Raw genomic sequence first — 22,149 nt, 5'->3', positions numbered from 1 at the left:
ATGAGCGCCAAGCCCAGCATGTCCGCCTCGACCGATTCAGCCGCGCGCGCCGATCATCCGCTGCGCCCGATCTCGTTCGGCACGCCCGCGGTGCATGTCGAGCGCCGCGACGACGGCACCATCTATCTGCGTCCGAAAGCGCAGTTGCGCGACTATCCGATGCGCATCACCGACCGCCTGCATCATTGGGCCGCAGCGGCGCCTGACCGGGTCTTCATGGCGGAACGCAACGCGGCACGGGGCTGGCGGCAGATCACCTATGCAGGGCTCCTGACGTCATCGCGGCACATCGCGTCTGCGCTGCTGGCGCGTGGACTTTCGGCCGAGAAGCCGGTCGTCATCCTGTCCGGCAACTCGGTCGATCATGCGCTCATAGCGTTCGGCGCGCTCTATGCCGGCATTCCCTTCTGTCCGGTATCGCCGGCCTATTCGCTGGTATCGCGCGACTACGGCAAGCTCGCCTATCTGGTGAAGCTGTTGACTCCCGGCCTCGTGTTCGTCGACGACGCGACGAAATTCGCCGATGCGCTCGCCGCCAATGTATCGTTCGGGACCGAGATCGCTGCTTCGCGCGGTGCGGTGCCCGGCCGTGATGTCACGACGCTTGCGGATCTGATGGCGATGCCATTGCATCCGCGACTCGACGCGGCGCACGAGGCGATCGGCCCGGACACAATCGCCAAATTCCTGCTGACGTCGGGCTCGACCGGCAACCCCAAGGCCGTCATCAACACCCAGCGCATGATCTGCGCTAACCAGGTGATGCTGCGCGAGACGCTGGCGTTCCTGAAGGACGAGCCGCCGGTCATCATCGATTGGCTGCCGTGGAATCACACCTTTGGCGGCAATCACAATATCGGGTTGACGCTCTATAATGGTGGCTCGATGTATCTCGACGAGGGCAAGCCGATGCCCGGCGGCATTGAAGAGACCGTGCGCAATCTGCGGGAGATTTCGCCGACGGTCTATTTCAACGTGCCCAAGGGCTATGAATCGCTGTTGCCCTATCTGCGCGACGATGCGGCCTTGCGCAAAAAGTTCTTTGCGCGGCTGCACGCGATGTTCTTTTCGGGCGCGGCGCTGTCGGCCTTCGTCTGGAACAGCCTCGACGAATTGTCGGTCCAGGAAACCGGCTATCGCGTGCCGATGCTGACTGGTCTCGGCGCCACCGAGACCGCGCCGTTCTTCATGTCGGTCAATCCGGTGACCAGCCGCTCCGGCCATGTCGGGCTGCCGGTTCTGGGCAATGATGCGAAACTCGTGCCCAATAACGGCAAGCTGGAGGTTCGCGCCAAGGGGCCGAACGTGATGCCCGGCTATTGGCGTCAGCCTGATATGACGGCGAAGTCTTTCGATGAGGAAGGCTTCTACAAGATGGGCGATGCGCTCAAGCCGGCCGTTGCAGATGATTTCGACGCCGGCTTCGATTTCGACGGCCGCATCGGCGAGGACTTCAAGCTCGCCAGCGGCACCTGGGTCAGCGTCGGCCCGTTACGGGCGCGCTTCGTCGCGGCCTGCGCGCCGCTGGTGCGGGACGTCGTGATTGCCGGCATCAACCGCGACGAAATATCGGCGCTGGTGGTGCTCGATCTCGACGGTTGCCGCCTGATCAATCCGGCGCTTCCGCATGACGACCTCGCTGCTGCGGCGTCCGACCCGCTGATCGTCGCGGCCTTCCGCGAACGCTTTAGGAAGCTCGTCGCGGGCGCGACCGGTTCATCGACCCGGATCACGCGCGCGGTGCTGCTCGATACGCCGCTGTCGATCGATCGCGGCGAGGTCACCGACAAGGGTTCGATCAACCAGCGCGCGGTTCTGGAGAACCGCAGCGCGCTGATCGAGGAGATCTATTCGCCCGCGCCACCAGCGCAGGTGATCACGCCGTAACCGAATTCGTGCAAAGCTTGTCAGGGAGAGGACCATGCAGTTGAAGGACCAGGCCGCCATCGTCACCGGCGGCGCATCGGGATTGGGCGCGGCGACCGCGCGCCGCCTCGCGGCGCAGGGCGCCAAGGTCGCAGTCTGCGATCTCAATGCCCAGCTTGCCGAAACCGTTGCCGCCGAGATCGGCGGCGTCGCCGTGATCTGCGACGTTTCCGATGCCGCCTCGGCGGAGGCCGCGATCGCCAAGGCGGCGGCGGCCCATGGTCCGGCGCGCGTGCTGGTGAACTGCGCCGGCATCGGCGTCGCCAAGCGCGTGATCGGCAAGGACGGCCCGATGGCGCTCGGCGATTTCGACAAGGTGATCAAGGTCAACCTGATCGGCTCGTTCAACATGCTGCGGTTGGCGACCGCGCCGATGTCGAAGCTCGAGCCGCTTGCGACCGGCGAGCGCGGCGTGGTGATCTCGACTGCCTCGGTCGCGGCCTATGACGGCCAGATCGGTCAGTCGGCTTATTCGGCTTCCAAGGGCGGCATCGTCGCCATGACGCTGCCGATCGCGCGCGAACTGGCGCAGTTCGGCATTCGCGTGCTGACGATCGCGCCGGGCCTGTTCCTCACGCCGCTGCTCGCCAACCTGCCGCAGGAAGCGCAGGATTCGCTTGCCGCCTCGATCCCGTTCCCGCGCCGCCTCGGCCAGGCCGACGAGTTTGCCTCGCTGGCGCTGCACATGATCGACAATCCGTACCTGAACGGCGAAGTGGTGCGGCTCGATGCTGCGCTTCGCATGGCGCCGCGCTAGGATGCTTGATCCCATGTTCGTCAACCGGCGCGACGTGCAGATCCAGTGGGGCGATTGCGACCCCGCCAACATCGTTTACTACCCGCGTTACTTCGCGATGTTCGACGATTCCACCTCGGTCATGTTCGAAGCCGCCGGCTTTTCGAAACAGGATCTCATCCGCAAATATGGCCTCGTCGGCATTCCCATGGTCGACACAAGGGCCAAATTTCATATCCCGTCCACCCATGGCGACTGGATCCGGATCGAAAGCCGGATCGAGAGCTTCAAGCGCTCCAGCTTCGAGGTGATCCACAACGTGTTCAAGGGCGAGGCGTTGGCGATCGAGGCGTTCGAAACCCGCGTGCTGGTCGGCAAGCACCCGGATGATCCCGCAAAGCTGAAATCGGCGCCGATGCCGCCGGAGATCATCGAGCGTTTCATGCGGGGCTGACTTACTATCCGGCATGACCTAAAGAAGGGGCTGAATTAAGGGCCCGGTTTTGCTTAAGACTGCAGATAATAATCCAAGGGAGGAATGAATGAAGAAGGCTTTTCTGTCCGCGGCGGCGGTCATCGCGGCTCTCGCCCTGTCGGGGGCGCCGGCCATTGCACAGACCAATGAAATCACGATCGGCATCACCGTCACCACGACCGGTCCCGCAGCCGCTCTCGGTATTCCCGAACGCAACTCGCTCGATTTTGTGCCGAAGGAAATCGGCGGCGTGCCGATCAAGATCATCGTGCTCGATGACGGCGGCGATCCAACCACGGCTACCACCAATGCACGGCGCTTCGTCACCGAGTCGAAGGCCGACATCATCATGGGCTCCTCGACAACACCTCCGACGGTTGCGGTCTCCACGGTTGCGAACGAAGCGGGGATTCCGCATTTCGGCCTGGCGCCGCTGCCGATCAACGAGGCGCGCATGAAGTGGTCGGTCGCGATGCCGCAGCCGATTCCGATCATGGGCAAGGTGCTGTACGAGCACATGAAAGCGCACGGCATCAAGACCGTCGGCTACATCGGCTACTCCGATTCCTACGGTGATCTCTGGGTCAACGACTTCAAGACCCAGGCTGTACCCATGGGCCTGACCATGGTGACCGAAGAGCGCTACGCCCGTCCCGATACGTCGGTCGCGGGCCAGGTGCTAAAACTGGTTGCCGCCAATCCCGACGCCATTCTGGTCGGTGCCTCCGGCACCGCCGCAGCGCTGCCGCAGACCGCGCTGCGCGAGCGCGGCTACAAGGGCCTGATCTACCAGACCCACGGCGCCGCCAGCATGGACTTCATCCGCATCGCGGGTCCCGCGGCGGAAGGCGTGATCATGGCTTCCGGTCCGGTGATGTCGCCGGAAACCCAGCCCGACAGCGCGCTGACCAAGAAGCCGGGACTGGCGCTCAACACCGCCTACGAAGCCAAGTATGGCGCCAACAGCCGCAGCCAGTTCGCCGGCCATTCCTACGACGCCTTTGAGGTGCTCAAGCGCGTGATACCGGTGGCGCTGAAGAAGGCCAAGCCGGGCACGCCGGAATTCCGCGAGGCGATCCGTCTGGCGCTGATCTCGGAGAAGGAAATCGCGGCAAGCCAGGGCGTCTACAACTTCACCGAAAAGGATCGCTACGGCCTCGACGACCGCTCGCGCATCATCCTGACCGTGAAGGACGGAAAATACGTCCCGGCGAAGTGAAGGCCGCCCACTCAGCCGTCATCACCCGCGAAAGCGGGTGATCCAGTACGCCGCGGCACCTGACGTAAACCTCGATTTCCCGGCGTACTGGATGCCCCGCCTTCGCGGGGCATGACGAACGTGGGATTAGATCCCGCTTGCGCCCTCGTGCTGGAAGCCGAGATAGCTCGCCGCGACGCGCTGGTTGCTGGCGATATCCTTGGCCGATCCGGACAGGATGAATTCGCCGAGTTCCATGACGTAAGCGCGGTCGGCGATTTTAAGCGCCGCTTGCGCATTCTGTTCCACCAGCAGCACCGAGACCCCGGCGGCGCGCAATTCGCCGATGGTGCGGAAGATATCGGCCACGATGATCGGCGCGAGACCAAGGCTCGGTTCGTCCAGCATCAACAGTTTTGGCGCGCCCATCAGGGCGCGGCCCATCGCCAGCATCTGCTGCTCGCCGCCGGAGAGCGTGCCGGCCAATTGCTTGCGCCGCTCCTTGAGCCGCGGAAACAGCGTGTACACCCGCTCGAACGACCTTGCCGCGGATTCCTTCGGAATCCGGAAGGCGCCGAGCTGCAGATTGTCCTCGACGTTCATCGTGCCGAACAGTTCGCGGTGCTCCGGCACGAGACAGAGGCCCGCCGCGACGCGATCCTCGATGTCGAGCAGGGTCATGTCGGCGCCGGCGAAGGCGGTGGCGCCCTTGAGCGGCAGCACGCCCATGATGGCGTTCAGCAGCGTGGTCTTGCCGGCGCCGTTGGCGCCGATGATGGTGACGATCTCATCGTCGGCGACCTCGAGCGAAACCGAGCGCACGGCTTCGACCTTGCCGTAGGAAACGTGGGCGTCGGAGACCGATAACAGCGCACTCATGCGGTAGCTCCGAGATAGGCCTTGATCACATCGGGATTGGTCTTGATCGCATCCGGCGTGCCCTCGGCAATCTTGGTGCCGAAATCGAGCACGACGATGCGGTCGGCGAGATCCATCACGAAACCCATGTCGTGCTCGACCAGCAGCACCGACATGCCGCCGTCGCGCAGTTGACGGAGCAGGGCAGCGAGCCGCTGCTTTTCCAGATGGCGCAGTCCCGCAGCCGGCTCGTCGAGCAGCAGCAGCAACGGATCGACGCACAGCGCGCGTGCAATCTCGACAATGCGCTGCTGGCCGAGCGACAGGCTTCCGGCCAACTGGTCGATCTGGTCGCCGAGGCCGACGCGCTCGATCTGGCGAGCGGCTTCCGCCAGCAATTTCGCCTCGTCGGCCCGGTCGAGCCGGAGCATGCTGGAGATCGCGCCCGCAGACCCCCGCAAATGCGCACCGATCGCGACGTTCTCCAGCACGGTCATGTCAGGGACCAGCTTGACATGCTGGAAGGTGCGCGCGACGCCGAGTTTGACAACCTCCTGCGGCGGAGCGTTGTCGACCTTGTTGCCGAGCACCGAGATGGTGCCGCCGGTCGTCGTCAGCACGCCTGTGATCAGATTGAACGTCGTGCTCTTGCCGGCGCCGTTGGGGCCGATCAGGGCGACGATCTCGCGGGCCTGGACGTCGAACGAGACGTCGTTGACGGCAATCACGCCGCCGAACTGCTTGCGCGCCTTCTCGATCTGCAGCAGCACGGCGGACGAAGCCTGTGCGCGCACGGGCGTGGCAAGCGGAAGCGATGCATCGGGCATCTTGCGGCCCGGCTGGATCGGTAGCCGCGACATCAGCCAGGGCCAGACGCCGGTCGGCGCCAGTTGCAGCAGAACAACCAGCAGGATGCCGAACACGATGGTCTCGAGCTGGCTCTGGCCGCCGAAGATATAGGGCAGATAGCTCTGCAGGATCTCCTTGAGGATCACGACGATGCCGGCGCCGAGCACCGCGCCCCAGACATAGCCGGCGCCGCCGACCACGGCGATGAACAGATATTCGATACCGGCATGTGCGCCGAACGGCGTCGGATTGGCGGCGCGCTGGAAATGCGCATAGAGCCAGCCGGACAAACCCGCGAGAACCGCCGCATACACAAATACCAGAAGCTTGGCGCGCGGAGTCTGCACGCCGAACGCTTCGCCGGCGACATGCCCGCGCCGCAGCGCGCGGATCGCGCGGCCGGTGCGGGAGTCCAGGAGGTTCATGGTCAGGAGCGCCGAGACCAGCACCGCGATCCAGATCGCGAAATAGATCGTGCCGGGATCGAGCATCCGGAAATTGCCGATCGAGAGCGGCGGGATGCCGGAGATGCCGTCATTGCGGCCGAGAAATTCCAGCTTGCTGAACAGGTAAAACAGGCCGATGCCCCAGGCGATGGTGCCGAGCGGCAGATAATGGCCGGATAGCCGTACCGTGACGATGCCGAGCAGGACGGCGGCGATGCCGCTGACCACGAGCGAGAGCGGCAGCGTGAGCCATGGCGAGACACCATAGGCCGTGGTCAATACCGCCGTGGTGTAGGCGCCGAAGCCGCAGAAGGCGGCCTGGCCGAACGAGGTGAGGCCGCCAACGCCGGTCAGGAGCACGAGGCCCATCGCCACCAGTGCGGCGAGGCCGATATTGTTGAGCAGCACGATCCAGAATGGCGGGACCCCCGGAATGAACGGGATCGCTGCCATCACGAGCGCGAAGATGATGAGAGGGGTGCGCTGGTTCATCGCCGTCAATCCTTCTCTTCCTCGACCGCGGGCGCTGCGAGCGAGCGCAGCACCAGCACGGGAAGGATCAGCGTAAAGACGATGACCTCCTTGAAATTGCTGGCGTAGAACGATGAGAACGCTTCGACGCTGCCGACCAGCAAGGCTGCGACGGCCGTCAGCGGATAGCTGACCAATCCGCCGATGATCGCGGCAATAAAACCTTTCAGGCCGATCAGGAAGCCGGTATCGTAATAGAGCGTGGTGATCGGCACAATCAGGATCCCGGAAATCGCGCCGATGATGGATGCCAGCAGGAAAGCAATCTGCCCCGATAGCGTGGTGCGGATGCCGACGAGGCGGGCGCCGAGGCGGTTGACGGCGGTAGCGCGCAACGCCTTGCCCATCAGCGTGAAGCCGAAGAACAGCCACAGCGCGACGATGAAGGCGACCGTCAGCCCGTAGACCGCAAGGCTCTGGCCGGTGAAGCGCAGCGGGCCGATCGTCAGTGCGGTATTCGACAGCGCCGGCCCGCGCAGGCCCTCGGCGCCGAAGAACACGAGCCCCAGGCCCTGCAGCGCAAGATGGCAGCCGACAGAGGCGATCAGCAGCACCAGCACCGAGGTATGAGCGATCGGTTGAAACGCGATGCGGTAGAGGAACAGCCCGATCGCCGCGACGATCAACAGCGACAGCGCGATGTTGACTGCAATCGGGGTCTTGGGACCGGCAAGGCCGTAGGTCAGGGCCAGGATCGCGGCGGGGAGAGCGATGTTGAGGGCAAAGGCGCGCGCGACCCGCCTCGGCCGTAACGATCGCCGTGCCTCAAACAGGTCGAGGCCGAAGGCGACGACGCCCATGGCCATCGCCAGCTTTGCAGTGCCCGGCACCTGACCGGTTGCGAGCATGGCGTAGCTCAGCGCGCCGAAGGTCACGAACTCGCCCTGCGGGATCAGGATGACGCGGGTGACGGCAAACACCAGCACCAGCGCAAGCCCGAGCAGCGCATAGATCGCGCCATTGGTGATGCCGTCCTGCAGCAGGAACAGCATGATCGTCGTATTCAAGACTGGCGCTCCCCCTAAAAGCGTCGCCGGTCCTGACCTCGCACGGTCCGCCGGCCGTCCCATATCTCGGCAGTTGAAAGACGCCGATATTTGATATATCCAATAACAATTATTAAATATAACATCAAGGCCCGGTCACCCGACGAGCCTTTTTGGGGGCGAGCCTCACGCCATGACAGTTTCCAAGGCAGCGACCGATGTCGTCAAGTCGTCGCGCGGCAACGGCAAGGAAATCGCCGATGGCGCCGCGGAGAATGCCGGGCTGCAACTGGGCGAGCTGGCCGACCTGCTCGGCTATTCGCTCAAGCGCGCGCAGCTCAAGGTATTCGAGGATTTCCTGCGCTGTGTCGCGCCGCTGCAACTGACGCCGGCGCAATTCTCGGTGCTATTGTTGCTCGATCGCAATCCCGGGCGCAACCAGACCGAAATCGCCAACACGCTCGGCATCCTCAGGCCGAATTTCGTCTCGATGCTGGATGCGCTGGAGAGCCGCGGCCTCTGTGCCCGGATGCGCTCGACCAACGACCGTCGCTCGCACATCCTGGTTCTGACGGAGAAGGGAAGGGCGGTGCTGGCGCGCGCCAAGAAGCTCGTTGCCAGCAAGCACGAGGCGCGCCTCAACGAGTTGCTGGGTCCCGCCAACCGCGTCGCGCTGCTCGAAATGCTGTCGAAGATCGCGGCGGAGTTTTGAGGGACGTTGTCATTCCGGGATGGTCCGAAGGACCAGACCTCAGATGTGCAATTGCACATCGGGGAATCTCGAGATTCTCAGGTGCGCAATTGCGCACCATAGTTCGATGCTTTCGCATCGCCCCGGAATGACGGTATGGGGAGCCCTCACGCCGCGACGATACGGCCTTGAGCCTCTCGCGGCCCGCGTCCCGACAAAAACTGCCGCTCGATCTCGGCGGCGGGAAGCGGCTTGCTGAACAGGAAGCCCTGCATTTCCGTGCATCCCTCGGATGCGATGCTGTGGAGTTGCTCCGCCGTTTCGACGCCCTCGGCGGTAGCCGTCATGCCCATGCCATTGGCGAGCGCGGCAACCGCGCGCACGATGTTGAGCGAGCTCGAATTCTCGGTGATGTTCTTGACGAACGAGCGGTCGATCTTGATCTTGTCGAACGGAAAGCTCTGCAGGTAGGTCAGCGACGAATAACCGGTGCCGAAATCGTCCATGGCGATCCGGATTCCGAGCGCCCGCAACTGATGCAGCAGCGCGAGCGTCGCTTCCTTGTTGTGGAGCAACACGCTCTCGGTGATTTCGATCTCCAGCCGCGTCGGCGCGAGACCGGAGGCGGCGAGCGCACCGACGATCACCTGCATCAGGCCGGGACTGCGAAACTGGATCGCTGAAATATTGACGGCGACTTGAAGGTTGTCGGGCCATTGCGCGGCGGTGGCACAAGCCTTCCTGATGACCCACTCGCCCATCGGCACGATGAAGCCGATCTCTTCGGCCAGCGGGATGAAGGCGGCCGGCGAGATCAATCCCTTGGTCGGATGATTCCAGCGTATCAGCGCCTCGAAGCCGCTGATTTCCTTGCTCGCCAGATTGACGACCGGCTGGTAATGCAGCTCGAACTCGCCCGCCGGCAGGGCCTTGCGCAGATCCTGCTCCATGATGCGGCGGGTTTGCATCTGCAGATCCATCGCAGGCTCGAAGAAGCGAAACGTGCTGCGGCCGTCGCTCTTGGCGCGGTAGAGTGCGAGGTCGGCATTGCGCAGCAATTTGTCGGGGTTCGATCCGTCGCCGGGACCGACCGAAATGCCGATGCTGACGCCGATCACGACCTGCTGGCCGTCGATTTCATAGGGCTCGCTCAGCGCATCGATGACGCCCTGCGCCAGCGAAGTGGCATCGGCGGGGTCCGAGATCGCGGCCTGCACGATGACGAATTCATCGCCGCCCATTCGCGCGATCGTGTCGGAATCGCCGACGAGCCGGCGCAACCGTTCGGCGACGCTCCTGAGCAACTTGTCGCCGCAGGGGTGGCCGAACGTATCGTTCACGGCCTTGAACTGATCGAGATCGAGGTGATGGACGGCCACCATTTCCCCGTCCGAAACCCTGCCCAGCGCATACTCGAGCCGATCGTTCAACAACACCCGATTGGCAAGATCGGTCAGCGCATCGTGATGCGCCATGTATTCGATCTTGACCTCGGACTGGCGCTGCTCGGTGATGTCCTCATGCGTGGCGACCCAGCCGCCGCCGGGCATGGGGCGGTGCCGGATCTTGAAGGTACGCCCGTTCTTCAACTCGACGATGCTGTCTTTCGCTTCATTGGAAACCGCCACGTTGGTGCGCCATTGCAGATATTCGTCGCGCGTCATGGCAGGGAAGCTGCCGGCTTCGAAGCGCAGGTCGACGATCTCGACCAGCGACATGCCGGGGCTGACGCGCTCGGGCGCAATGTCGTACATCGTAACGAAGCGATCGTTGCAGACGATCAGGCGGTGGTCGGAATCGAAGAAGCAAAGCCCCTGCGACATGTTGTTGATCGCGGTGTCGAACTGGAAGTTCCTGACGCGCAGGGCCTCTTCCTGCTCCTTGCCGAGCTCGTACTGTTTCTTCAGCCGGGCATTGAGCGCTTCCCGCTCGGTGATGTCCTCGTGGGTCGCCATCCCGCCGCCGTCCGGCATCGGGTAGACGGTGTAGGCGACGATCCGGCCGTCGGTGAACTCCTGCACCGTGGTGTCGAGTGCGATGTCACGACCGACGCGCTCACGGATATAATCATCGACCGCGACCTGCACCTTCAGTCCGAGTTTCAGCCGGTGCCGGATCAGTTCCTGTGTCGGTGTTCCCGGCTTCACCTGTTCAGGCGAGAGCCCGTACATTTCCGTGTAGCGGCGGTTGCAGAAAACGACCTCGCGCTTCTCGTCGAATACGACGATTCCGAGCGACATATGGTTGATCGCGTCCTCCAGCCGAGCACTCAAATGCGCTGACCGCGGCGCGGTTGTCGCGATGTGATCCGTCATAGAGCGTTCCCCAGCCGCCACTGGCGACTCTCCTCCTGCAGGAGAACGGCCATTAGAAGCCAGGCTGGTGAATCGCACCTTCGAGAGAGGCAAACCGCGCGCGGGTTCCTCGCAAACTGCTCAACAAAGCGTTAATGCCGTTACGGCGCGTGCGAGGCTCCGGCAACTGCCCCGGCGATCTACGCCGGGTCCACCAGGATCACCCTGACGTCGTTGACGTTGGTGAGGGTCGGGCCGATCAGCAGGAGATCGCCGGTGGCTGAAAAGAACGCGGTCGCATCGTTGTTGGCGAGATAGGCCGCAGGATCGAGGCCGAGCGACTTCATCTTCGCGAACGTCGCCTCATCGATCAAAGCGCCAGCCGGGTCGGTCGCACTGCCGGCGCCGCCGTCGGCGCCGTCGGTGTCTGCGGCCAGCGCCACAATGCCGGACGTATCCTTCAGAAGATCGGCCAGCGCCAGCGCATATTCCTGGTTGGGACCGCCGCGGCCATTGCCGCGCACGGTCACCGTGAGTTCGCCGCCCGATAGGATCGCGATGCGTTTGCCCTCGCTCTGTGCTTTCAGCGCCAGTCGCGCATGATCGGCCGCCACCTCGCGCGCCTCGCCTTCGAGATCCGCGCCGAGGCCAACAACCTCATACCCTGCATCCTTCGCGACCTTGATCGCCGCGTCGAGAGAAGCCTTCGGTTTTGCGATCATCTCGAATTGCGCGCGGGCAAAGGCGGGATCGCCGGGCTTGCAGCTCTCGTTCCTGGGATCGTCGAGCGCGCGCCTGATGGCATCGTCGACCGTGAGATTATACTTTGCGACCAGGGCGCGGGCGTCCGCCAGCGTGGAGGCGTCCGGTACCGTCGGTCCCGATGCAATCGCGGACGGATCGTCGTGCGGTACGTCGGAGATCGCAAGCGTCACGATCTCGGCGGCGCGCTGCCCGGCGCGGGCCAGCCGGCCGCCCTTGATCCGCGACAGATGCTTGCGCACGACGTTCATCTCGCCGATCGGCGCGCCCGAGCGCAATAGCGCGCGGTTTACCTGCTGCTTCTGTGCGAACGGAACGCCATCTGCGGGTGCGATCCAGTTTGCCGAGCCGCCGCCGGACAACAGCACCAGCAAAAGGTCGTCCGCAGTCGCCTCCGCGGCAAGACGCAGCGTCTCGTCGGCGGCTTTCAGGCCGGCTTCGTCGGGCACGGGATGGCCGGCTTCGACGACCCTGATGCGCCGCGTCGGCACGCCGTGGCCGTGGCGCGTGGTGGCAAGGCCGGTCAGCCGCGACGGATCGAGGCCAAGCGTATCGAGGTAGTGCCGTTCCGCCGCGGCCGCCATCGCTGCCGCGCCCTTGCCTGCGGCGAGGCAGATCACCTTGCCCTTGGGCGCGGGACGCAGATGCGCCGAGAGCACGACGTCGGGATGCGCGGCCGCAACGGCCGCATCAAAGATCGAACGCAAGAGGGAACGTCGGTCGGTCATGATCTGCTACGAGGCTGCTAACGGGACGGGAGGTCTGGTTATCCATCCAATCGTTGCAAAAGAAAACCCCCGCAGACGGGCCGCGGGGGGTCTCCCGGCCCGCAAATGGGCCGATCAGACTTCAAAATGACTAGCCGCCGGCGTCGCCGGACAGGATTTCACCGAAGCGTTCCCAGGTGTCGCCCTTGAACTTGATCAATTGCACGGAGGAGATCGGGGCAAAGTCGGTCGCTGACGTGTTGACCTTGATGCCCGGCAGCAGGCCGCCGAGTTCGAGATCCTTGATGCTGGCCGCTTGCTTCATGACGTTCTCGCGGGTGAGGTTATCACCGCAGGCCTTCAGCACATGCACCAGACCCTGGGCAACGGTGTAGCCGAACATGACATTCGCGTCGGCGCGGTTGGCTTCCGGATAGTACTTGTCCAGGAACTCGTTCCAGGCCTTCAATCCGGCGTCATTCTTCCACTGTGCATCCGTCGGGTCCTTCAGGTACTGCGACGAGATGATGTCCTGCGCGTTCTCCATGCCGGCCGGCTTGATAACGGCGCCGATCGAGGCCGAGACGTTGTTGAGGAAGTGCAATGGCTTCCAGCCAATCTCGGCGTTCTTCTTGATCGCCTGCGCCGCAAACTTCGGCGTGGTGATGTTGATGAACACGTCGGCGCCGGACGCCTTCAGCTTGACGATGTGCGAGTCGATGGTCGGCTCGGAGACTTCGTAGCTTTCCTCTAGGACGATCATCGACGCAGCCTTGGCGCCAAGGCCGTCCTTGAAGCCCTTCAGATAGTCCTTACCGTAGTCGTCATTCTGATAGAGGATCCCGATCTTGGCGTTCGGCTTCTCCTTCAGGATGTACTTGGCATAGATCTGCGTTTCGCTCTGGTAGTTCGGCTGCCAGCCCATCGTCCACGGAAAACTCTTCGGATCATTCCACTTGGTGGCGCCGGTGGCGACGAACAGTTGCGGCACCTTCTTGCTGTTCAGGTACTTCTGGATCGCCGTGTTCGGCGGGGTGCCAAGCGGGTTGAAGACCAGCAGGACCTCATCGCTCTCGACCAGCTTGCGTGCCTGCTCCACGGTCTTCGGCGGGCTGTAGGCGTCGTCATAGCTGATGAAATTGATCTTTCGACCGTTGACGCCGCCCTCGGCATTGATCTTCCTGAAATAGGCCTCTTCGGTTTTGCCGATCACACCGTAAGCGGAAGCTGGCCCGCTGTAGGGCATAATATTGCCGATCTTGATTTCAGTGTCGCTCGCACCGGGATCGTATTTTTTCTGTGCGAGAACGCCGCTCGAACTTGCCGCGAGCAATCCAAACGCGGTCGAAACCACCGCAAGTTTTTTGATTGTGGACACTTCTGTCTCTCCCTTTTCATTTCTTAATGTAACTGTCGGGCCTCTTGACGAGGCTCTTTTGACAGCGTCGTGATTAGCATCTTGCCAAAGGCGTCACAATAAAAAGGCCCCTGCGGCAGAAGCCGCAGGGGCTGCATCTTAAACAGAGCTCGCAGCCAGGTCAGCCGCCGACGTCGCCCGAGAGAATTTCGCCGAAGCGTTCCCAATTCTCGCCCTTGAACCTTATCAGTTGCAATTGCGACAGCGGAGCAAAATCGGTCGGCGACGTGTTGACCTTGACCCCAGGCAGCAGGCCACCGAGTTCGAGGTCCTTGATGCTGGCCGCCTGCTTCATGACGTTTGCGCGGGTCAGGTCGTCGCCGCAGGCCTTTAGCACGTGCACCAAGCCTTGAGAGACGATATAGGCGTACATCACAGATGCATCGGCCCGGTTGGCTTCCGGATAATACTTATCCAGGAACTCGTTCCATGCCTTCATCGCGGCATCGTTCTTCCATTGCGCGTCGGTTGGATCTTTGAAGTATTGCGACGAGATGATGTCCTGCCCGTTCTCGAACCCGGCCGGCTTCATCACGCTGCCGATCGAGGCCGAGACGTTATTGAGGAAGTGCACTGGCTTCCAGCCGATCTCGGCATTCTTCTTGATCGCCTGAGCCGCGAACTTCGGCGTGGTAATGTTGAAAAAGACGTCGGCGCCGCTCGACTTCAGCTTGACGATGTGGGAGTCGATCGTCGGTTGAGAGACTTCGTAGCTCTCCTCAAGGACGATCATCGATGCGGCCTTGGCGCCGAGCCCGTCCTTGAAGCCCTTCAGGTAGTCCTTGCCGTAGTCGTCGTTCTGATAAAGAATTCCGATCTTGGCGTTCGGGTAGTTCTTCAGGATGTACTTGGCGTAGATCTGCGACTCGCTCTGGTAGTTGGGCTGCCAACCCATCGTCCAGGGAAAGTCCTTCGGATCATTCCACTTGGTGGCGCCGGTCGCGACGAACAGTTGCGGCACCTTCTTGCTGTTCAGGTACTTCTGGATCGCCGTGTTCGGCGGGGTGCCCAGCGGATTGAAGACGAGGAGCACTTCATCGCTCTCCACCAGCTTGCGGGCCTGCTCCACTGTCTTCGGCGGGCTGTACGCATCGTCATAGCTGATGAAGTTGATCTTGCGGCCATTGATGCCGCCTTCGGCGTTGATCTTCCTGAAGTAGGCCTCTTCGGTTTTACCGATCACGCCGTAAGCGGAAGCCGGTCCGCTGTAAGGCATGATGTTGCCGATCTTGATTTCGGTATCGCTGGCGCCGGTGTCGTATTTTTTCTGCGCGAGTGCGCCGCTGCTGGTCGCAGCAAGCAATGCGAGGGCGGCCGCAAAGGCCCCCAAACGCAAGTTGATGGCGGACATTTTTTGATCTCCCTAGGATCGGTGACTGTGTCATTGTTTTTGATTGGAGCGCTTGGCGGCTCTTGGGCTTCATTGAATACCTTTCGGCTGCGTCCAGCAACAAAAAGCCCCCCGCGACGGCGTCGCGGAGGGCGATATTTAGTCGGATGCTCCGGGAAACTACCGCCCCGCGGAATATTGGTTAATGGCCGAGTTCGCCGCTGATGATGTCAGCCGAACAGATCCTGCGGCGCGAGGTTAGTTCTTCAACTTACCGAGCATCTGCTGCGCAACAATTGCGACCTGCCTTGCGCCATGCGGCACGAGGAAGATGACAATAAACAAGAGCACGCCGAACACCGCACCGGAGAGGCCCTTTGAGATGCTCTCCGCGATGTTGGGCACGAAGATGATGAAGGCGGCGCCCACGAACGAGCCCGGCAGCCAGCCGACGCCGCCGACCACCATGCCGAGGAATAGCGCGATGGCCAGGTTGATCGTGTAGCTGTCGGGCGCCACGAACGCCACGACGATGGCGCTGAGCCCGCCGGCGATACCGGTGATGCCCGCAGATACGCCGAAGGCAAGCGTCTTGTACTGGGCGACGTCGACGCCCATGGCGGAAGCCGCGATCTCGTTGTCGCGGATCGACATGAGGGCGCGGCCCGAGCGCGAGCGCAGCAGGTTGACTGACCCGACATAGATCGCGACCGAGATCGCCAGCGTAAAGTAATAGAGCCACTTGTCCTGACCGATCGGCAAGCCGAACGGCGCATCGGGTTTCATGACGGTGAGGCCCTGAACGCCGCCGGTCCAATGCTCGAGGAAATGCAGCTTCAGGAGCTGCGGCATGGCGACCGCCAGCGCGAAGGTGGCTAGCGCGAGGTAGATGCCGGAAAGCCGCAACGCGGGTTTGCCGAACAGGTAGCCGGCACCGAACGAGACCAGCCCCGCGATCGGCAGCGTCAGCGCATAGTTCATGTTGGCGTTTTCCATCAGGACCGCCGACGTATAGGCGCCGAGCGCATAGAACGCGCTCTGGCCGAGCGAAAACTGCCCGCTGCCGCCGGTCAGGATGTTGAGTGCCAGCACCGCGATCCCGTAGATCATGACCATCGTCATCTGGAAGACGACGAAGTTCTTCACGAATACCGGCGTTACAAGCAGCGCCGCCAGGATCACCAGCGAGGTGCCGGTGCCCAGCGTCATGGCGCGCTTCGGAACAGCTTCGACGGCCGGGGCTTCTGTGACGGTGTCTTCTGCAGCTACGCTCATGATCAGACTCGCTTGACGATGGCTCGGCCGAAGAGACCGGCAGGTTTGAAGACCAGGACGGTGATGATCAGCGCAAGCGCGATCGGCAGTTTCAGTTCATTGCCCACGCCGGGGATGTAGGTGCCGGCGAGGTTTTCGAAGACGCCGACCAGGAAGCCGCCCATGACGGCGCCCAGCGGCGAACTAAGGCCGCCGAGCACGGCAGCGGCGAAACCGTACACCAGCACGCCGCCCATCATGTTCGGTTCGAGGAACACGACCGGGGCGATCAGGATGCCGGCGACGGCGCCGATCGCGGAGGCCATGCCCCAGCCGAGCGCGATCATCCAGGAGGTGTTGACGCCGACCAGCCGCGCCGATTCCGGCAATGCCGCCGCTGCACGCATGGCAAGGCCGATCCGGGTGAACTGGAAGAACAGGTAGAGCCCGATCAGCATCAGGAGAGTGACGCCGATCATCCCGACCTGGTGGGTCGAGATCAGCTGGCTGCCGAGGAACGGCGAGGAGCCGAACGGGGTCGGATATTGCTTGATGGTGAAGTCCCAGGTCAGGCCGGCCACCGAGTTGACGATCGCAAACAGCGCGATGAAACCGGCGACGTTGGTCAGCACCGGCGCTTTCGCAAGCGGCTTGAACAGGAGGCGTTCGATCAGGATGCCGCCGGCGAACGAAATCGCCAGCGTGAGCAGGAACGACCACCAATAGGGCACGCCCCACTGCATCAATTGCCAGGAGATGAAGGTCGAGAACATCGCCATTTCGCCCTGGGCGAAGTTCAGATGGTCGATCGCCTGGTAGATCATGACCACCGCGAGCGCCATACAGGCATAGATCGCGCCCGTGGCGATGCCGGCCAGGACTTGGTTGGTGAACAATTCCATCGTCCCAGCTCCTCAGTAGCCCAGATAGGATTTGCGGACGTCTTCGTTGCTCGCGATTTCCTTCGCGTTCCCCGACATCACGATTTTTCCGGTTTCGATCACATAGGCCTGGTCGGCGAGCTCCAGCGCGAGCTGCGCGTTCTGCTCCACCACGAGGATGGTGACCTTGTCCTCACGGTTGATCTTGCCGAGGATCTTGAACAGGTCGCGCACGATCAGCGGAGCGAGGCCGAACGACGGCTCGTCCAGCAACATCAGCCGCGGCCGCAGCATCAGCGCACGCGCTACCGCCAGCATCTGCTGCTCGCCGCCCGACAGGGTGCCGGCCTGCTGGGTGTGGCGTTCCTTCAGTACGGGAAAGTGCTCGTACATCCGCTCGATGTCGGCGACGATGTTCTTCTTGTCGGTGCGGGTGATGGCGCCGAGCTGCAGGTTCTCCTCCACCGTCATGGTGGTGAAGGTGCCGCGGCCCTGCGGCACATGCGCGATACCGAGGCGAACGACGTTTTCGGTCGACTTGCCGGACAGCGGCTTGCCCTCGAACTCGATCGCGCCGGTCGAGCGCACCATGTTGCAGATTGCCCGCAGGGTGGTGGTCTTGCCGGCGCCGTTGGCACCGAGCAGCGTGGTGAGGCTGCCTTCGTTTAGGGCGAAGGAGAGGCCGTGAAGGGCCTGGACCTGGCCGTAATAGGCGCGCAGGTCCCTGACATTGAGCATCGCAGTCATTGGTCCTTGCTCCCCAGGTAGGCCTTGATGACGTCAGGATCGGCCTGGACCTGGGCCGGCGTTCCCTCGGCAAGCTTGCGGCCGAAATTGAGCGCCACGACATGATCGGCGATCGACATCACCAGACCCATGTGGTGCTCGACCAGCAGCACCGTCATGTGCCGTTCGTCCCTGATGCGCTTGATCAGGTCACCAAGCACATGGACTTCCTCATGGTTGAGGCCGCCGGCGGGTTCGTCGAGCAGCAGGATCTTCGGATCCGCGGCCAGTGCGCGCGCCAGCTCGACGCGCTTCTGGGTGCCGAACGGCAGCCCGGACACGATGGTATGGGCAACATCCTCGAGATGCAGATAGGCGAGGATCTCCTGCACCTTCTTGTTGATCTCGACCTCGCCGCGGCGAACCCAGGGGAGTTTGATCGAGTCGGAGATGATGTCGCTGGAGGAGCGCGCGTGGCAGCCGACGCGGACGTTGTCGAGCACCGACAAATTGGGAAACAGCGCGACGTTCTGGAAAGTGCGGCCGATGCCGATCTCCGCGATCTTGTGCGCCGGGCGCGTCAGGATGCTGACGCCTTCCATCAGGATGTCGCCGGTGCTCGGCTGATAGAGGCGGGACAGACAGTTGAAGAGTGTCGTCTTGCCGGCGCCGTTCGGTCCGATCAGCCCGAGGATGTTTCCCTTATGCATGTCAAAGGACACACCGTTGAGCGCGATGATGCCGCCGAACACGACGCTGACGTCGCGGACCGCGAGCAGGGGAGCATTGCCCTGCGCGAGCTGTGGCTGCGTCATCGCGTCCTGCCCGCCCTGATCACGGAGCGGGAATGACCGCGCAAATGTTTTTGCCGGTCATGGTGAAGGCTATCTGATCCCCTCGGCCAAACGTGCAACTCTTCCTCCTGCTTTCAACTTCTTGTTCTCTGATTTTTTTGATTGCGGTGCTGCGCCGCCCAGCGCTGCTTCGATGTTCCTTACCATCGTGACAAGGCGAGGTCCAATGTCGTTGATCAAACGATCTTCCGTGAAACGGAAAGCGGGCGCACCGCAATTGAAGGCATACGGTCCGGTTCCGTCGCTGAGCTTCAGCGGCACACCTACGGCGTGCACATCGTCCTGCCATTCGCCGGCAGAGATAGTGAAGCCGTGACGGGCGAGCATTTCGCCCGCGCGCTCGATGCCGTCGCGCATTTTGGGCCAGCGATTGCCGTAGTGGTCGCGCAGTTCGCGCAATAGTGAGGCGCGCTCGTCGTCGGGCAGGGCCCAGAGATAGGCCCGTCCCATCGCGGTGGTCGCGATCGGAACGCGTGAGCCGACGTCAAGCTGCACACCGAGCAGCCCGGTGCGGCTCTGGCCGAAATAGATCATGCTGTGACGGTCGCGCCCGCCGACGGCCACGGCGCCACCGGTCTCGCGCATCAGGGCTTCGCGATAAGGCTCGGACAAATGCCGAACGCTGAGATTGGCAAGGGCGGCATACCCCAGCGCCATGGCTGATGGCGCGAGCTGATACTTCTCGAAACGCGGAACGGGTGTAAGATAGCCGAGTTTGGTCAGGGTGTAAGTCAGCCGGGAAATGGTTGGCTTCGGCAGTTTGGTACGGGCGGCGAGTTCTTGATTGCCAAGAAGCCCGTCATTGGGTTGGAATGCGCGCAACACATCGAGTCCGCGGGAGAGCGCGACGACGAAGCTGCGATCAGTCGCCACTTTCTTCCCTGGACGTTTCATTACCCGCTACTGCTGCTGATGAGCTCGTTGACAAGGGACGTGCTTCAAAATAACCCTCCCTGTCAAGATGTGGAATTAAATTTCGCAGTGCGAAATTGATGAAATGGCCGTAGCTACTCAACGCAAGTTGGGCGGTATCCAAGAACAAACGATCCAGGGAGAGTCCCGTGAGCGAAGTGGTAAAACTCGAGCGTCATGACGTCATCGCCATCGTCACGGTCAACAGTCCTCCCGTCAACGCGCTGAGTGCCGCGGTGCGCGGCGGCATCTTCGACTGCATGAAGAGCGCGATCGCGGATTCGGAAGTGAAGGCCATCGTGCTGACCTGCGCCGGCCGCACCTTCATCGCCGGCGCCGACATCACCGAGTTTGGCAAGCCGCCGAAGCCACCGGGCCTGGCCGAGGTGCTTGATCTCATGGAGAAGTCGCCGAAGCCGATCATTGCTGCCATTCACGGCACGGCGCTCGGCGGCGGTCTCGAAGTCGCGCTGGCATGCCACTATCGCGTCGCCACCAAGGACGCTCGCCTCGGCCTGCCCGAGGTGAAGCTCGGCCTGCTGCCGGGCGCCGGCGGCACCCAGCGCCTGCCGCGCGCGGTCGGGCCCGAGCTGGCGGTCAAGATGATCGTCAGCGGCGATCCGATCAGCGCGGCGGAGGCGCTCAAGAACGGCCTGATCGAGGAGATCGTCGAGGGGCCGGCGTCGGGTGGCGAATCCTTTGCACTGAAGGTGCTGGCGGAGAAGCGCCCGCTGCGCAAGCTGCGCGACGATGACTCAAAACTCGCAGCCGCCAAGGCCGACATCTCGATCTTTACCAACGCGGTCGCCGCATTGACCAAGAAGGCGCGCGGGCTGGAAGCGCCGTTCGCCGCGGCCGATGCGGTGCGCGCCGCGATCGAGCTGCCGTTCGACGAAGGGTTGAAGAAGGAGCGTGAAGGTTTCCTCAAGCTGGTCTCCAGCGACCAGTCCAAGGCGCAGCGTTACGCGTTCTTCGCCGAGCGCGAAGCCGCAAAAATCGCCGGCGTGCCTGATGGCACCAAGCCGCGCCCGGTCGAACGCGTCGCCATTATCGGCGCCGGCACCATGGGCGGCGGCATCGCAATGTCCTTTGCCAACGCCGGTATCCCGGTGACGCTGATCGAGACCGGCGAAGAGCAGCTCAAGCGCGGCATGGGCGTGATGCAGAAGAATTACGAGGCGACCGCGGCGCGCGGTGGCATCCCAGCGGATGCGCCGGCCAAGCGCATGGGCTTGATCGATGGCAAGGTCGGTCTCGAGCACGTCAAGGACGCTGACCTTGTGATCGAAGCGGTGTTCGAGACCATGGCGGTCAAGAAGGAGGTCTTCGAGGCGCTCGATAAATACGCCAAGCCCGGCGCGGTGCTGGCTTCCAACACCTCCTATCTCAACATCGACGAGATCGCGAAGGTGACGAAGCGTCCGCAGGACGTGCTCGGCATGCATTTCTTCTCGCCGGCCAACGTGATGAAGCTGTGCGAGATCGTCCGTGCCGACAAGACCGCGCCGGATGCCTTGACCACCGCGGTGTCGATCGCGCGCAAGATCGCAAAAGTGCCGGCCGTGGTCGGCGTCTGCGACGGCTTCGTCGGCAACCGCATGCTGGCCCAGCGCGGCAAGCAGTCGGAGAAGCTCTTGTTCGAAGGCGCGTTGCCGCAGCAGGTCGACGCCGTGGTGACGAAGTTCGGCATGCCGATGGGCCCGTTCGCGATGAGCGATCTCGCTGGCCTCGATATCGGCTGGCGTTCGCGCAAGGACCGCGGCATCAAGTCGGAAATCGCCGACGCGCTGTGCGAGGCGGGCCGCTTCGGCCAGAAGACCGGCAAGGGCTATTACAAATATGAAGGCGGCTCGCGCGCGCCGCTGCCTGATCCGGAAGTCGAGAAGCTGATCGATGAGACCTTGCAGCGGATGGGCCGCAAGAAGCGCGTCGTCAGCGACGACGAAATCCTCGAGCGCATGATGTACCCGATGATCAACGAGGGCGCGCGCATCCTGGAGGAAGGCATCGCGGCGCGGCCGAGCGACATCGACGTGATCTGGCTTTATGGCTATGGCTGGCCGATCTATCGCGGCGGCCCGATGTTCTATGCTGATCAGGTCGGGCTGAAGCATATTGCCGACCGGCTGTCGTACTATGCGAAGGAGACCAACGATCCGTCGCTCGAGCCGGCCCCGCTGCTCAAGCGCCTCGCCGCAGAAGGCAAGACGTTTGCGTCGCTGGCCGCGCAGTCGAAGGCGGCTTGATGGGTCACTGCTCTTGCCACACGTCATTCCGGGATGGTGCGACAGCACCAGACCTCAGATGCGCATTGCG

18 protein-coding genes are annotated in these 22,149 nt (G+C 62.9%); 6 read left to right on the top strand and 12 right to left on the bottom strand.

Annotated features, from left to right (window positions below; translation table 11 throughout):
* The 4 genes from KJQ96_RS13225 to KJQ96_RS13210 all read left to right on the top strand — a co-directional run bounded on the left by KJQ96_RS13225 (window position 1) and on the right by KJQ96_RS13210 (window position 4,356).
* Window positions 1–1,887: a feruloyl-CoA synthase gene (locus KJQ96_RS13225; RefSeq protein WP_213287024.1), complete on the top strand. Its 1,887-nt coding sequence runs from the start codon at window positions 1–3 to the stop codon at window positions 1,885–1,887.
* 34 nt (window positions 1,888–1,921) lie between these two features.
* Window positions 1,922–2,683, top strand: a complete 762-nt coding sequence (locus KJQ96_RS13220) for an SDR family NAD(P)-dependent oxidoreductase (protein ID WP_213287023.1) — start codon at window positions 1,922–1,924, stop codon at window positions 2,681–2,683.
* Between the two features lie 13 nt (window positions 2,684–2,696).
* Window positions 2,697–3,116 carry a thioesterase family protein gene (locus tag KJQ96_RS13215; RefSeq protein WP_213287022.1) on the top strand — a complete coding sequence of 140 codons (420 nt, stop codon included), beginning with the start codon at window positions 2,697–2,699 and terminating at the stop codon, window positions 3,114–3,116.
* 88 nt (window positions 3,117–3,204) lie between these two features.
* Window positions 3,205–4,356 carry an ABC transporter substrate-binding protein gene (locus KJQ96_RS13210; protein ID WP_213287021.1) on the top strand — a complete coding sequence of 384 codons (1,152 nt, stop codon included), beginning with the start codon at window positions 3,205–3,207 and terminating at the stop codon, window positions 4,354–4,356.
* A gap of 126 nt (window positions 4,357–4,482) precedes the next feature.
* Here KJQ96_RS13210 and KJQ96_RS13205 read toward each other — a convergent pair whose 3' ends face one another.
* The 3 genes from KJQ96_RS13205 to KJQ96_RS13195 are packed head-to-tail and all read right to left on the bottom strand — an operon-like array spanning window position 4,483 to window position 8,026.
* On the bottom strand, window positions 4,483–5,214 hold the full coding sequence (locus KJQ96_RS13205) for an ABC transporter ATP-binding protein (RefSeq protein ID WP_213287020.1): 732 nt from the start codon (window positions 5,212–5,214) through the stop codon (window positions 4,483–4,485).
* The gene (locus KJQ96_RS13200; protein ID WP_213287019.1) at window positions 5,211–6,980 is read right to left on the bottom strand and encodes an ATP-binding cassette domain-containing protein; all 1,770 of its coding nucleotides are present in this window, start codon (window positions 6,978–6,980) and stop codon (window positions 5,211–5,213) included. Before KJQ96_RS13200 ends, KJQ96_RS13205 begins: the two co-directional genes overlap by 4 nt.
* A 5-nt stretch (window positions 6,981–6,985) precedes the next feature.
* A complete protein-coding gene (locus KJQ96_RS13195) occupies window positions 6,986–8,026 on the bottom strand; it encodes a branched-chain amino acid ABC transporter permease (protein WP_213287018.1) in 1,041 nt (346 codons plus the stop codon).
* Window positions 8,027–8,198: 172 nt separating this feature from the next.
* On the opposite strand from KJQ96_RS13195, the gene KJQ96_RS13190 reads away from it, so the two are divergent.
* Window positions 8,199–8,717, top strand: coding sequence for a MarR family winged helix-turn-helix transcriptional regulator (locus KJQ96_RS13190; RefSeq protein ID WP_065747524.1), 519 nt, complete (start codon window positions 8,199–8,201; stop codon window positions 8,715–8,717).
* 146 nt (window positions 8,718–8,863) lie between these two features.
* On the opposite strand, the gene KJQ96_RS13185 is transcribed toward KJQ96_RS13190, so the two are convergent.
* The 9 genes from KJQ96_RS13185 to KJQ96_RS13145 form a co-directional block, all read right to left on the bottom strand.
* Window positions 8,864–11,011, bottom strand: coding sequence for an EAL domain-containing protein (locus KJQ96_RS13185; RefSeq protein ID WP_213287017.1), 2,148 nt, complete (start codon window positions 11,009–11,011; stop codon window positions 8,864–8,866).
* Between the two features lie 179 nt (window positions 11,012–11,190).
* On the bottom strand, window positions 11,191–12,480 hold the full coding sequence (locus KJQ96_RS13180; protein WP_213287016.1) for a glycerate kinase: 1,290 nt from the start codon (window positions 12,478–12,480) through the stop codon (window positions 11,191–11,193).
* A 130-nt stretch (window positions 12,481–12,610) separates the two neighbouring features.
* On the bottom strand, window positions 12,611–13,837 hold the full coding sequence (locus KJQ96_RS13175) for an ABC transporter substrate-binding protein (RefSeq protein WP_213287015.1): 1,227 nt from the start codon (window positions 13,835–13,837) through the stop codon (window positions 12,611–12,613).
* Window positions 13,838–13,997: 160 nt separating this feature from the next.
* A complete protein-coding gene (locus KJQ96_RS13170; protein WP_213287014.1) occupies window positions 13,998–15,227 on the bottom strand; it encodes an ABC transporter substrate-binding protein in 1,230 nt (409 codons plus the stop codon).
* Window positions 15,228–15,464: 237 nt separating this feature from the next.
* Complete coding sequence (locus tag KJQ96_RS13165; protein WP_213287013.1) at window positions 15,465–16,481, bottom strand: branched-chain amino acid ABC transporter permease; 1,017 nt, start codon at window positions 16,479–16,481, stop codon at window positions 15,465–15,467.
* Window positions 16,482–16,483: 2 nt separating this feature from the next.
* Window positions 16,484–17,362, bottom strand: a complete 879-nt coding sequence (locus tag KJQ96_RS13160; protein WP_057841099.1) for a branched-chain amino acid ABC transporter permease — start codon at window positions 17,360–17,362, stop codon at window positions 16,484–16,486.
* Window positions 17,363–17,374: 12 nt separating this feature from the next.
* Complete coding sequence (locus tag KJQ96_RS13155) at window positions 17,375–18,088, bottom strand: ABC transporter ATP-binding protein (RefSeq protein WP_057841098.1); 714 nt, start codon at window positions 18,086–18,088, stop codon at window positions 17,375–17,377.
* Window positions 18,085–18,882, bottom strand: a complete 798-nt coding sequence (locus KJQ96_RS13150) for an ABC transporter ATP-binding protein (RefSeq protein WP_213287012.1) — start codon at window positions 18,880–18,882, stop codon at window positions 18,085–18,087. The genes KJQ96_RS13155 and KJQ96_RS13150 overlap by 4 nt, the downstream gene beginning before the upstream one ends.
* Before the next feature lie 69 nt (window positions 18,883–18,951).
* A complete protein-coding gene (locus tag KJQ96_RS13145) occupies window positions 18,952–19,815 on the bottom strand; it encodes an IclR family transcriptional regulator (RefSeq protein WP_213287011.1) in 864 nt (287 codons plus the stop codon).
* Window positions 19,816–19,982: 167 nt separating this feature from the next.
* Here KJQ96_RS13145 and KJQ96_RS13140 point away from each other — a divergent pair, with 167 nt between their 5' ends.
* Window positions 19,983–22,079, top strand: a complete 2,097-nt coding sequence (locus tag KJQ96_RS13140) for a 3-hydroxyacyl-CoA dehydrogenase NAD-binding domain-containing protein (RefSeq protein WP_213287010.1) — start codon at window positions 19,983–19,985, stop codon at window positions 22,077–22,079.
* Window positions 22,080–22,149: the final 70 nt, after the last annotated feature.

Source organism: Bradyrhizobium sp. sGM-13, assembly GCF_018398875.1.
Lineage (GTDB): Bacteria > Pseudomonadota > Alphaproteobacteria > Rhizobiales > Xanthobacteraceae > Bradyrhizobium.
This window is presented reverse-complemented; position numbering and strand designations above follow the sequence as displayed.

Bases quoted from the DNA above. Each gene is read 5' to 3' on its own strand.
- KJQ96_RS13225 (WP_213287024.1), top strand. From the start codon at position 1: ATGAGCGCCAAGCCCAGCATGTCCGCCTCGACCGATTCAGCCGCGCGC.
- KJQ96_RS13220 (WP_213287023.1), top strand. From the start codon at position 1,922: ATGCAGTTGAAGGACCAGGCCGCCATCGTCACCGGCGGCGCATCGGGA.
- KJQ96_RS13215 (WP_213287022.1), top strand. From the start codon at position 2,697: ATGTTCGTCAACCGGCGCGACGTGCAGATCCAGTGGGGCGATTGCGAC.
- KJQ96_RS13210 (WP_213287021.1), top strand. From the start codon at position 3,205: ATGAAGAAGGCTTTTCTGTCCGCGGCGGCGGTCATCGCGGCTCTCGCC.
- KJQ96_RS13205 (WP_213287020.1), bottom strand. From the start codon at position 5,214: ATGAGTGCGCTGTTATCGGTCTCCGACGCCCACGTTTCCTACGGCAAG.
- KJQ96_RS13200 (WP_213287019.1), bottom strand. From the start codon at position 6,980: ATGAACCAGCGCACCCCTCTCATCATCTTCGCGCTCGTGATGGCAGCG.
- KJQ96_RS13190 (WP_065747524.1), top strand. From the start codon at position 8,199: ATGACAGTTTCCAAGGCAGCGACCGATGTCGTCAAGTCGTCGCGCGGC.
- KJQ96_RS13185 (WP_213287017.1), bottom strand. From the start codon at position 11,011: ATGACGGATCACATCGCGACAACCGCGCCGCGGTCAGCGCATTTGAGT.
- KJQ96_RS13180 (WP_213287016.1), bottom strand. From the start codon at position 12,480: ATGACCGACCGACGTTCCCTCTTGCGTTCGATCTTTGATGCGGCCGTT.
- KJQ96_RS13170 (WP_213287014.1), bottom strand. From the start codon at position 15,227: ATGTCCGCCATCAACTTGCGTTTGGGGGCCTTTGCGGCCGCCCTCGCA.
- KJQ96_RS13165 (WP_213287013.1), bottom strand. From the start codon at position 16,481: ATGAGCGTAGCTGCAGAAGACACCGTCACAGAAGCCCCGGCCGTCGAA.
- KJQ96_RS13160 (WP_057841099.1), bottom strand. From the start codon at position 17,362: ATGGAATTGTTCACCAACCAAGTCCTGGCCGGCATCGCCACGGGCGCG.
- KJQ96_RS13155 (WP_057841098.1), bottom strand. From the start codon at position 18,088: ATGACTGCGATGCTCAATGTCAGGGACCTGCGCGCCTATTACGGCCAG.
- KJQ96_RS13150 (WP_213287012.1), bottom strand. From the start codon at position 18,882: ATGACGCAGCCACAGCTCGCGCAGGGCAATGCTCCCCTGCTCGCGGTC.
- KJQ96_RS13145 (WP_213287011.1), bottom strand. From the start codon at position 19,815: ATGAAACGTCCAGGGAAGAAAGTGGCGACTGATCGCAGCTTCGTCGTC.